9 protein-coding genes are annotated in these 11,991 nt (G+C 52.9%); 4 read left to right on the top strand and 5 right to left on the bottom strand.

What is annotated here, in order from left to right; translation table 11 throughout:
* Window positions 1–36: 36 nt before the first annotated feature.
* Entirely contained in the window at window positions 37–669 is a 633-nt protein-coding gene (locus ACO2Q8_RS24665) for a hypothetical protein (protein ID WP_423347549.1), read from the bottom strand.
* Window positions 670–877: 208 nt separating this feature from the next.
* Between ACO2Q8_RS24665 and ACO2Q8_RS24660 the strand changes: the two genes are divergently transcribed.
* Both ACO2Q8_RS24660 and ACO2Q8_RS24655 read left to right on the top strand, forming a co-directional pair.
* Window positions 878–4,234: a ThuA domain-containing protein gene (locus tag ACO2Q8_RS24660; RefSeq protein WP_423347649.1), complete on the top strand. Its 3,357-nt coding sequence runs from the start codon at window positions 878–880 to the stop codon at window positions 4,232–4,234.
* 153 nt (window positions 4,235–4,387) lie between these two features.
* Window positions 4,388–6,058 carry an FAD-dependent oxidoreductase gene (locus tag ACO2Q8_RS24655; protein WP_423347548.1) on the top strand — a complete coding sequence of 557 codons (1,671 nt, stop codon included), beginning with the start codon at window positions 4,388–4,390 and terminating at the stop codon, window positions 6,056–6,058.
* A gap of 54 nt (window positions 6,059–6,112) precedes the next feature.
* Here ACO2Q8_RS24655 and ACO2Q8_RS24650 read toward each other — a convergent pair whose 3' ends face one another.
* The 3 genes from ACO2Q8_RS24650 to ACO2Q8_RS24640 form a co-directional block, all read right to left on the bottom strand.
* A complete protein-coding gene (locus tag ACO2Q8_RS24650) occupies window positions 6,113–7,156 on the bottom strand; it encodes a S41 family peptidase (protein WP_423347547.1) in 1,044 nt (347 codons plus the stop codon).
* A gap of 262 nt (window positions 7,157–7,418) precedes the next feature.
* Window positions 7,419–7,766, bottom strand: a complete 348-nt coding sequence (locus ACO2Q8_RS24645) for a transmembrane 220 family protein (protein WP_423347546.1) — start codon at window positions 7,764–7,766, stop codon at window positions 7,419–7,421.
* A 66-nt stretch (window positions 7,767–7,832) separates the two neighbouring features.
* On the bottom strand, window positions 7,833–8,600 hold the full coding sequence (locus ACO2Q8_RS24640; RefSeq protein WP_423347545.1) for a tetratricopeptide repeat protein: 768 nt from the start codon (window positions 8,598–8,600) through the stop codon (window positions 7,833–7,835).
* A gap of 296 nt (window positions 8,601–8,896) precedes the next feature.
* On the opposite strand from ACO2Q8_RS24640, the gene fsa reads away from it, so the two are divergent.
* Complete coding sequence (gene fsa, locus ACO2Q8_RS24635; RefSeq protein WP_423347544.1) at window positions 8,897–9,556, top strand: fructose-6-phosphate aldolase; 660 nt, start codon at window positions 8,897–8,899, stop codon at window positions 9,554–9,556.
* 89 nt (window positions 9,557–9,645) lie between these two features.
* Window positions 9,646–10,326 (top strand): cell division ATP-binding protein FtsE, encoded by a 681-nt coding sequence (locus ACO2Q8_RS24630; RefSeq protein WP_423347543.1) that lies wholly within the window; start codon window positions 9,646–9,648, stop codon window positions 10,324–10,326.
* A gap of 80 nt (window positions 10,327–10,406) precedes the next feature.
* Here ACO2Q8_RS24630 and ACO2Q8_RS24625 read toward each other — a convergent pair whose 3' ends face one another.
* Window positions 10,407–11,963 (bottom strand): PglZ domain-containing protein, encoded by a 1,557-nt coding sequence (locus ACO2Q8_RS24625; RefSeq protein WP_423347542.1) that lies wholly within the window; start codon window positions 11,961–11,963, stop codon window positions 10,407–10,409.
* Window positions 11,964–11,991: the final 28 nt, after the last annotated feature.

The following is an 11,991-nucleotide window of genomic DNA, read 5'->3' as shown; positions in this document are numbered from 1 at the left end:
GATGCGTGTGTAGTAGAGAACACAAAGCTACGAAAATTAGTTTTCTTCCACCGCATTGATTTTTTCCAGAGCCGTCAGACTTTCCAGCCAGGCCGCGTACAACCCGGTTTCGATCGCCACCGCCCGCTCGGCATGGGTTTGCCACGCATCACCGAAAAACGTCTCCATCTGCCGCAACATCTCGGCCAGGTGCCCCTCCTCCTCCACAATGATCGACCGTACGTTGACCTTACTGCCCGCTTCGGTCAGCACGTCCTGATAAACTGGATACAGCTTGTCAGCGCGCACCTCGATGGCGTAGGTTACGAGCAGGTAAGCCGCGTATTTCAACTCGGCGCCCGACAGGCCCAGGGCGGTTTTCAAATACCGGCACACCTGCACATCGAGCCGGTTCAGGTAGGCGTGGCTGTCGGTCGGGGCCAGCAGGTAAGCCGGTTCGTAGGTGGGGCAGTCGGCTTTCGAAAGTTTCTGAATCTGTTTCTTCAGGTAATAAGCATGGCGGGCTTCTTCGGCCGCGTGTTTGAGCATCAGCAGGTCGACGGTGGTCTTAGGTTCGGCGGCCGAAATCTTGCGGGCGCCGGTATTTTCCATCATCGAGAGCGTATTCAGCCAACGGGCGTGTAGCGTATCGTCGGCGACCAGGTGGGTTAACAACTGCGAAAATTCCATCCAACATGTTGAATTAATACTTCGCAAAGATACAGCGAAGGCTTGGGTATCAGCCCGTTTTTTTTGTACTTTTGAAGCTTTGGAAAAGTCTATTTGAAATCCGAATTTTCATAAGACGGTTTTCGCAACAACAGCTTCATTTTCACCAACCTTTATGTATTCTTCCCAACCCAACTCCTTGTTTCGCCTGCGGGTGTTCAGGTCCTGGATGCTGGTGTGCTGCCTGACGGCATCGGCCCTGTGGTCGGTGGCGCAGACGCCCCAGAAACGATTACTGGTCTTCTCCAAAACCGCCGGTTTCCGGCACGCGTCGATTCCGGCCGGAAAAACCGCCATCCTAAAACTGGGGCAGGAGAACGGTTTCGCGGTCGATACGACTGAAAACGCGGCCCGGTTTACCGAAGACAACCTGAAACGCTACAGCGCCGTTATCTTCCTTAGCACGACGGGCGACGTGCTGAACGACCAGCAGCAGGCGGCTTTTGAACGCTACATCCAGGCTGGTGGCGGCTACGTCGGCATTCACGCGGCTGCCGATACCGAATATGACTGGCCCTGGTACGGCAAGCTCGTGGGCGGTTATTTTGCCAGCCACCCCGGCAACCCCAACGTGCAGGAAGGCGAAGCGTATGTCACGAACAAAAACCACGCGTCGATGTTCGGTTTTCCGGACCGCTGGAAAATTAAGGACGAATTTTACGACTTCAAGAAGTTCAACCCCGACGTGACGGTGCTCGTGAAAATTGACGAGAAAACCTACAAAGAGGGTAAAATGGGCGACAACCACCCCATGTCGTGGTTCCACGATTACGACGGCGGTAAGGTGTTTTATACCAACTTCGGCCACCCCGACGAAACGTTTGTCAACCCGGTTTACCTCAAACACCTGCTCGGCGGCATTCAGTCGGTGATGGCGACGAAATTGGACTACGCTAAAGCCAAAACGCAGCCGTTCCCCGAAGAAAACCGCTTTACGAAGGAAGTGCTGGCCGAGAAACTCGACGAACCGACCGAACTGGTTGTTCTGGACAACGGCAAAGTACTGTTCACCGAGCGGAAAGGCGCGCTGAAGGTCTACGACCCGAAAACGAAAGCCGTGAAAGTGGTCGCCAACCTGCCGGTCTACACCAAGCAGGAATACGGTTTGATGGGTATGAACATTGACCCGAAATTCAAGGAAAACCAGTGGCTGTACCTGTATTACTCGCCCGACGCGGCCGTCTGGAAAGCCGATACGGCCCAACACCTCTCGCGGTTCAAGTTCGATGCGGAGAAAGACGAACTGAAATCCGAAACCGAGCAGGTGTTGCTGCGGGTGCCCGTCAAACGCGACAACAAATGCTGCCACACCGGCGGTTCGATTGCCTGGGACAAATCGGGCAACCTGTACCTGTCGACCGGCGACGATACCAACCCGTTCGAATCGAAAGGCTTCAGCCCCTCCGACGACCGCCCGGGTCGCGAAGGATTCAACGCCCTGACGACCTCGAGCAACACGATGGATTTGCGTGGGAAAATTCTGCGAATCAAGCCGTTGGACGACGGTACGTACGAAATTCCGGAAGGCAACCTGTTTCCGAAAGGTACGCCCAACACCCGGCCCGAAATCTACGTCATGGGAAACCGCAACCCGTACCGCATCTCGGTCGATCAGCGCACCGGTTATCTGTACTGGGGTGAAGTAGGCCCCGATGCCGCCAACGACCTCGAGCGGTTTGGCCCGCGCGGACACGATGAAGTAAACCAGGCCCGCAAAGCCGGTTACTACGGCTGGCCGCTGTTCGTGGCCGACAACCGGGCGTACCGCCAATTTAACTTCGCCGACAGCACCTCCGGCCCCTCGTACGACCCGGCTAAACCGATCAATCCCTCAAAGCTTATTAAAGGCTTGAGCGAATTACCCCCGGCCCAGAAAGCGTTTATTTATTATCCGTATGCCGACTCGCCCGAATTTGGCCCGATTGTCGGCAAAGGGGGTCGGAATGCGATGGGTGGCCCGGTTTACTACTACGACGATTATGAAGAAAGTTCGGTGAAATTCCCGCGTCATTACGATGGCAAATTCTTCGCCTACGACTGGATTCGCGACTGGATTCACCCGGTAACGATGACAAAAGAAGGCGACTTTGTGAAGATGGAAACCTTCATGCCCAACACGAAATTCAGCCACCCGATTGACATGCAGTTCCACAAAGACGGTTCGCTGTACGTGCTGGAATACGGGAGCAACTGGTTTGCCCAGAACGACGACGCCCGCCTGTCACACATCACCTACAACGCCGGAAACCGCAAACCGCTGGCCATCGCCAGCGCCAACCAACTCGTGGGCGCGGCTCCGCTGGCCGTTCGGTTTACGTCGAAAGGTTCGCTGGATTACGACGGTGATGCCATCAAATACGAATGGACATTCGGCAAAGGGCTTCCGAAAAGCACCCAGCCCAACCCGACGTTTACCTACGCCAAACCGGGTGTGTACAACGCGACGCTGAAAGTAACCGACGCGGCCGGAAATGCATCGACCAAGCAACTCGAAGTGCGGGTCGGTAATGAAACGCCGAAAGTGGAAGTCGCCGTGAAAGGCAACAAAACGTTCTACTTCGACAACAAACCGGTTGAATACGAAGTGAAAGTGGTGGACAAAGAAGACGGCACGCTGACGGCGGGTAAAATCAACCCCGAAGACGTGACGATGACCATCAACTACCTCGAAGGCTTCGACAAAACGTTGCTTGCGCAGGGCCACCAGGCCAACGTCGGTTTTGCGACCGGTAAACGCCTGATCGAACTCAGCGATTGCAAAGCCTGCCACAGCATTGATAAAAAATCGATTGGACCGGCTTACCAGGATGTGGCGAAAAAGTACGCGAAGGAGCGTCGGGCGGAAATCGTCAACAAGCTGGCCCGCAAGGTGATCGAAGGCGGTGGTGGTGTCTGGGGTGAACAGGCGATGAGCGCCCACCCGCAACTGAAAGAAGACGAAGCGAAAGAGATGGTCAGCTACGTTATGTCACTGGCCGATAAAAAACAGGCCGACAAAAAACCGCTGAAAGGCACCTACACGACCGAACCGAAGGCCAAAGATGGTTCGTACCTTTTCTCGGCCAGCTATACCGACAAGGGTGGTAACGTGATTGGTCCGCTGACGGGCACCTCGACGGTGGCCCTGCGCAGCGCCAAAACCAAAGCGACTACCTACGACGAAGGGAAAGGTGTCTCGCGGTTTAAATTACCGACGGGCGGTGAAATCGTGTTTGCCAACGAAAACAACGGTTATTTTGCCTTCAACGACATCGACCTGGCCGGGATTCGCAGCCTGACGGCGATGGGCTCGGCGGTTTCGACCTACATGGCCGGTGGCAAGCTGGAAGTCCGGCTCGACTCCCCGACCGGAACACTGCTGGGCGCTGCCGACGTGAAAAGCGAGAAAATGGAGCCGGTCAGCATTCCGATCAAAACACCGGTGAGCGGTCTGCATAAGCTGTACTTCGTGTACGTGAATCCGAATGCCAAAGGCAAACCCTTGTTTGCGCTGGAAGACATTCACTTCAACGCCGATTCGATGTAAGTTGGTTTTCAGCAAATCATCCAAGAGCGGGGTCAGCGTAAGTTGGCCCCGCTTTTTTATTGGCGGAGAGCCGGTTTTCAGGCGGTTTGTGGGTTTCGCACTCGGTAGCTTTTGCGCATCCACTGCTTTTATGATCAACTTCCGAATCCCAACATGAAAAGAAGATCTGCGATCACCTTATTGGCTGGGCTGACTGCCTCGCTTACCAGTTTTACCATATCCGAACAAAAACCGCTGGTCGTTCGGAAGGCCGATGTCATCGTCTACGGCGGCACCTCAGCGGCTGTGATCGCGGCTGTACAAGTCAAAAAAATGGGCAAAACCGTCCTGGTCGTTTCGCCGGATAAACACCTGGGCGGACTGTCTTCCGGTGGGCTGGGCTTTACCGATACGGGCAATAAGGAAGTGATTGGCGGGCTGTCCCGCGAGTTTTACCAGCGGCTGTACCAGCATTACCAAAAACCGGATGCCTGGAAATGGCAGAAACGGGAAGAATACGGCAACAAAGGACAGGGTACGCCCGCCATCGATGGCACCAACCGCACGATGTGGATTTTTGAGCCCCATGCCGCCGAACAGGTTTTTGAGGATTTCGTCCGGGAATACAAACTGACTGTTCACCGCGACGAATGGCTCGACCGCTCCCCGCAGGGAATTCGCAAAAAAGGAGGCAGAATTCAGTCGTTCCGGACGCTGAGCGGTACGGTGTACGAAGGAGCCATGTTCATCGATGCCACCTACGAAGGCGACCTGATGGCGGCAGCGGGCGTGAGTTACCACGTCGGCCGGGAAGCCAACCAAGTGTATAACGAAACCTGGAACGGGGTTCAGCCGGGCGTGTTCCAGCACGGTCACCATTTCAAAGCCAACGTGAGTCCGTACAAGATTCCCGGCGATCCGGCCAGTGGGCTGCTTCCAGAAATTTCGGCAGAACCGCACGGCGAAAAAGGCTCCGGCGACCACAAGATTCAGGCGTATTGCTTCCGGCTGTGCATGAGCAATCATCCCGAAAACCGGTTGCCGTTTCCGAAACCGGAGGGCTACGATCCGGCCCGGTACGAGTTGCTGGCGCGGGTGTTTGAAACCGGCTGGCGCGAAACCTTCCAGAAATTTGACCCCATCCCGAACCGCAAAACCGACACCAACAACCACGGCCCGTTCAGTTCGGATTATATCGGCAAAAATTACGACTACCCCGAAGCCACCTACGAGCGCCGGAAACAGATCATTCAGGAGCACGAACGGTACCAGAAGGGCCTGCTGTATTTTATGGCGAACGATCCGCGCATCCCGGCCGATGTGCAGGAAAAAATGAAGCAGTGGGGCCTGGCCAAAGACGAGTTTACCGACAACGGCAACTGGCCCCACCAGCTTTACATCCGGGAAGCCCGGCGCATGAAGGGCGTTTTTGTCATGAAAGAAGCCGATGCGTTGGGAAAAACCGAGGTGCCGGACCCGGTGGGAATGGGTTCCTACGCGCTGGATGCTCACAATTCGCAGCGGTACGTCAAACCGGACGGTTTTGTGCAGAACGAGGGCGACATTGGGGTGCATCCGGACAAACCGTATTCGATTGCCTACGGGTCCATCTTGCCCAAAGAGAACGAATGCAGCAACCTGCTCGTGCCCGTCTGCGTGTCGAGTTCGCACATTGCCTACGGGTCGATCCGGATGGAGCCGGTTTTTATGATTCTGGGCCAATCGGCGGCCACGGCAGCGGTTTTGGCGATCAACCACAAGGTTTCTCCGCAGCGACTCCCGTACCAGAAATTGAAAGAAGTGTTGCTCAAAGACCAACAACGGTTGACGTTGGCGGGCAGGTAAGGGACAGGAGACGAGAGAAGCAAAAATAATTCGCTGATCTCATTTTCCCGTGCGCTACCATTGAAGCTGTTTAATCAGCATCGTAAGGTCTTTGTTGGTTGGGAGCTTACAGGGAATATCCGGCACTAGTTTATTGATTTTGTCACGTCCGGCGGGCCGAACCCATTCTTTCACCCCAAAACGTAATTCCAGTTGGGAATTTGGAAGTATAGTCGAGTACATTTCGCCAAAATGGGTGGGGTGCCCGTTCACGGGTGATTCTCCGGCTAATAGCGCTATCTTATTATCCTGCACCAGGGTTGCGAACAGGATCGCACTGGAAAAGGTCCCGGGGCCGATGATCACAACCACTTCTCCGTCAAATGGACTCGACACCTGGCCCGGGATAACGGTTCCGGAGGGAAAGTGCAGTAGTTCCCCCGGTGCGGCTTTTTGATACGTCTCATCCCGGAATCCCCAGGAAGTGAGTTTGGCCAGATACGCTTCGCTGCGTTTCCAACTCATCGAATAACTTTTGTAAGGTTTTTGGGAGATGTGCTTGATGATCATCGTGCCGACAGCAGACGCCCCGCCGTCATTGCTACTCACATCAATGGCAAGCCGCGTAATCTGATCACGACGAATTACGGCAAAAATGCTGTCGATACACCGCTCATAGACCCGTAAATCCTGGCTTCCTCTTGTCGCAAAGGAACGGGCGAAAATATATCCGATAGTACCTAGCCGCTGATACGATATGTTGGTGGCGACGCTATCAGCCAAGTTCGGAGTCTTTTTCGGCGCGTTCGCACTGCGCATCGAGATCGCTGCGTGCTCATCGCCGAGCGGTATCAAGGCCAGACTCGCCTTTCGTTGGAAGTCGGCAACTGACAACGGCTGGTTCAACCCGGCCTCCAGCGAATCAAAGTAGGCCTTATAGCTCTCCTTCGTTAGCTGGGTAAACGGATTGGCATGTACGTTGAATAGTTGTTCTCGAATGAATTGAAAATCTTCCCGTATGGCGGCTGTCGAAAGCAACTTATCCTGAGCGCTTGAGAAGGTAGTTAGACCAAAAAGTAGGAAGAAATAGAGTAAAAGGTACCGTTGAAAACACATCATATTGGTAAATCAGGACATTTGAATGAGTCATAGGCGATCTCATTGAAAAGATGGATGCCAAAATCAAATGTTGCATCAGATTCATACAGGAGCCAAGTGTTGACAGCAGTACAACTGCGGGCAAGTTGGTTTTACAAGCCGCCCTGGCCGGGTATGACGGCACCGGCCGCTTTTGTACGAAACGGTAAAACTACCCAAAGGCGATCGAATGCCGCCTTACAACTGCAAAACCGTACGCTGGCAATTAGGAAGTTACGCCTGATTAAACCGCTTTTTTCCGCGTCAGAGCCGCCAAAATAAACATTGCTACTGCGCAGATCGCCAACCCGCCGGATTCTCGGGCTAGTTCAATGTTCAGGGTTTTCATGCCCATTTCGTCGAGCAGAAAGCCTTCAAAAACCGGCGGCCACCAGTAAACGGCTGCGCCCAAGTAGACAACTCCGGCCACAAGGTACAGCCAAACGGGCGTAAGGCTTCCCAACGCCAGAAAGCTCATAATGGCGGCAAAGCCGTAAATGGGCACCCACACGATCGGGTCCGGATCATTGTACTGAAAAGCTGCAAAAAGCAGGAAAAGAATCCCAAAAATGATGGAAATGGTTTTACGCATGGGAGTTAAGAGTTATGAGTTAAGAGTTAAGAGTTAGCTACCGCAGCGCAACTCTTAACTCTTAATTCATTGACAGTATTCCGTAATGTACGCATCGGCTTCGATATAGCCCAGTTGTTTGGCTTGTTTCAGGCTCAGGCAACCGCTTTCGCGTTGGTTGAGCATCACCTGCGTCACACCGAGGGCGTTGAAGGCTTTGCCAAATTTAGCATCCAATTGAACGGTTTTGGTAAAATCTTCGAGGGCCTGCTGAAACTCGTCCTGCTGAAACCGTATGTTGCCCCGGTTGAAATACGCCAGCGAGCTTTTCGGATCGAGCTGAATGGCCTGGTTGAAGTCCGACAAAGCCGAGGTCAGATTGCCCATCGTAGCAAATAATTGACCGCGATCCAGGAAGATATCTGAAGTATCCGGTGCCCGACGGATGGCTTCGGCGTAGTCTTTCAGGGCGGCATCGGTTTCGCCCCGGGCGGTTTTCAGTTTGGCGCGGTTGTAATACGGTTTGTAAAACTCCGGGTTTAACTTGATCGCCTGTTCATAGTCGAGCAGGGCATTTTCGTAATCTTTTAATTCAAAATAAGCCACGCCCCGGCTGTTGAAGGCTTCGTAGTTGCTGGCATCCGCGTTGATGGCATCATTCAACGGCGAAATCGCTTCCCGAAATTTACCCTGTTGCATCAGGCTCCGGCCCTCCGCCAGTTTATCCGCCGAGGACGTACAGGCTTGCAACAGCACCATTCCGAGTCCACACACCAGCCAAAAACCGCTTTTGATCTGGCTCAGGAGCTTTCGAATGCGTCGGTTTACGTTGTATTCTATGTTTATCGTTACCATGTGTTCACCTAAATTCTCACAAAAGTAGCGACCGGCTTTTATTTTCCTGCACGAATCATTACTTTTGCACCCGGCAAACAGGCACTACCAGCTCCTGCTGAATCCCCCAGGTCTTGACAGAAGCAAGGGTAGGCGGTTGTAGCGGTGAGATGTCGGTTTGCCTTTTTTTGTTTTCGGCGGTTTTCTCTCGATGCTCAATCCGAAAAATCGCAACTTGAATTCAGCGGATAATTTTTACTTTTGATTCAACGCTGGTTTAAAAAGCCTTTCCATCTCGTAACACCCGTTTCGTACACATGAAGTTTTTCATTGATACCGCCAACCTGAACGACATTCGCGAAGCGCAGGATTTGGGTATTTTAGATGGCGTCACCACCAACCCTTCCCTGATGGCGAAGGAAGGCGTTACCGGCAAAAACCGGGTTATGCAGCACTACAAAGCGATCTGCGATAGTGTCGATGGCGATGTGAGCGCGGAGGTGATTGCCACGACGTTTAAAGAGATGGTCGCGGAAGGCGAAGAACTGGCCGAAATCGATGACAAGATTGTCGTGAAAGTTCCGATGATTAAAGACGGCATCAAGGCCATCAATTATTTTTCGGAAAAAGGCATCAAGACGAACTGTACGCTGGTCTTTTCGGCCGGGCAGGCGCTGCTGGCCGCGAAAGCTGGAGCTACGTATGTCTCCCCGTTCGTCGGTCGGCTGGACGATATTTCGTTCGATGGCGTAGCGCTGATCGAGCAGATTGCCCTAATTTATCGGAATTATAGCTACGGAACGCAGATTCTGGCGGCATCCATTCGTCACCCGATGCACATTATTCAGTGTGCGGAAGTGGGTGCCGATGTCATGACGGGCCCGCTGAGCGCCATCACGGCCCTCTTCAATCACCCGCTGACGGATAGCGGTCTGGCTAAATTCCTGGCCGACCACCAGAAAGCCAGCGCAAAATGAGTTAAGAATTAAGAGTTAAGAGTGAAGAGTTAAGACAAATGCGTCGGCCTAACTCTTAATTCTTAACTCATCACTCTTCACTGAAAAAGATGTTTTCAACCGAACCGGTTCTGTCTCTCAATCAGGCTGATATTTACCAGGGTGGACGAATTGTCCTGGCGGATGTAACGTTTGACGTCAACAAGGGCGATTTTGTGTTTTTGATCGGACGAACGGGCAGTGGTAAAAGCTCGCTGTTGAAAACCCTCTACGCCGACCTCTGGCTTCAGGCCGGAACAGGCATGGTGGCCGGTTTTGCCCTGGAAAAACTGAAACCGAAGGATGTACCCTTCCTGCGCCGGAAAATTGGGATCGTCTTTCAGGATTTCCAGTTGTTTATGGACCGTAACGTCGAGGAAAATCTGCGCTTTGTCCTGAAAGCCACCGGCTGGAAAGACCAGACGAAGATGCGCAACCGGATTTCGGACGTGTTGATGCAGGTCGGTTTAGGCACGTTGCACAAGAAAATGCCGCACCAGTTGTCGGGGGGTGAGCAACAGCGGGTGGTGGTGGCCCGCGCCATGCTGAACGAACCCATGATTCTGATTGCCGACGAACCGACCGGTAATCTCGACCCGGCCGTCAGCGAGCAGATTATGCAGGTGTTTCAAACCATCAACAACTCCGGCACGGCCATTCTGATGGCGACGCACAACTACGATTTTCTCCGCAAATACCCCGCCCGCATCCTGCGCGTCGAGGACGGGAAAGTGATCGAACAAGGCTTGTAGAGTGAAGAGTTATGAGTTAAGAATTAAGAGTTAGTTAAATGCGTCCGCCAACTCTTAATTCTTAACTCATAACTCTTCACTCATTTCGCTTTCAGGTACGCGAACGGGATGATCATTTCTTCCAGCGATACCCCGCCGTGCTGGAAGGTATCCCGGTAATAGTTGACGTAATAATTGTAGTTGTTCGGATACGCGAAAAAGTAATCTTCAAGCGTAAAGACGTAGGCCGTCGAAACGTGAATCCGGGGCAGGAAGAAATTCTCCGGTTTGCGGCAAACAAACAGGTGGTTGTCGTCAAAACCCAGGTTCTTGCCCTGCTTGTAGCGCAGGTTGGTGTTCGTATCGCGGTAGCCTACAATCTTGGCCGGTTTTTGTACCCGAATCATGCCGTGATCGGTGGTTACAATCAACCGACCGCCTTTCTCCGCGATTTTCCGCACCAATTCGAGCAGGGGTGAGTGGCTGAACCAGGAGCGGGTGATGGACCGGTAAGCTGCTTCGTCGGGGGCCAGTTCCTTGATCATCGCCATGTCGGTCCGGGCGTGCGACAGCATATCCACGAAGTTGTACACGATCACATTCAGATCGTTCTGCATCAGGTTACTGAAGTTATCGACCAGTTGTTTCCCCTGGTTGATGTTCAGGATTTTGTTGTACGAAAACCGGATGTTCAGTCGGCTGCTTTCAATCTGCCGTTTCAGAAACTGGTCTTCGTTGTTGTTCAGACCGGCTTCTTCGTTGTCGTCATTAACCCACAAATCCGGGTGTTTTTTCTCCATTTCGCTCGGTAACATCCCCGAGAAAATGGCATTCCGGGCAAAAGCCGTGGTGGTCGGCAGAATCGAGTAATACGATGACTCTTCCTCCACGGTAAAGTATTCGGCCATGATCGGTTCGATCACCTTCCACTGATCATAGCGCAGGTTGTCGATCAGGACGAAGAAAAGCGGGTTGTTCTGTTCCAGCAACGGAAAAACCTTTTTGCGCATCAACTGGTGCGACATAACCGGTTTATCCATTTTGGGTTCGTTCAGCCAGTCTTCGTAGTTGTCCATCACAAACTTGCAGAACGTGGAATTGGCCTCGCTTTTCTGCATATTGAACACCTCCCCCATGCCCCGGTCCTGGGTTCCGTCCAGTTCCAGTTCCCAGAAAATCAGCTTACGGTAAATATCGACCCAATCGTTAAAATCGACCCGGTCGTTGTACATCATCGACAAATTCCGGAAATCCTGCTGGTAGCTCTGGTTGGTGCGCTCGGTGACGAGTCGTTTGTTGTCGAGAATTTTCTTGACCGACAGCAGAATCTGGTTCGGGTTCAGTGGTTTGATCAGGTAATCGGCAATTTTAGCACCGATGGCGCCCTCCATAATGTGCTCTTCCTCGCTTTTGGTGATCATCACCACGGGCAAATTCGGCCGGATTTGTTTGATCTGCTGAAGTGTTTCCAGCCCCGTCATCCCCGGCATCATCTCGTCGAGAAACACCAGATCGAAATTTTCCTGATCCACTTTCTCAAGCGCATCGGCTCCGCTGTTGACGGGCGTAATGGAATAGCCCTTATTGTTCAGAAAAAGAATATGGGGTTTCAGCAAATCGATTTCGTCGTCGGCCCAGAGGATGGAATAGTTTTGCATGTTGCTGGATGCTGGTGGTTTGATTGAT

It is taken from the genome of Larkinella sp. VNQ87, assembly GCF_049445795.1.
Taxonomy (GTDB): Bacteria; Bacteroidota; Bacteroidia; order Cytophagales; family Spirosomataceae; genus Larkinella.
This window is presented reverse-complemented; position numbering and strand designations above follow the sequence as displayed.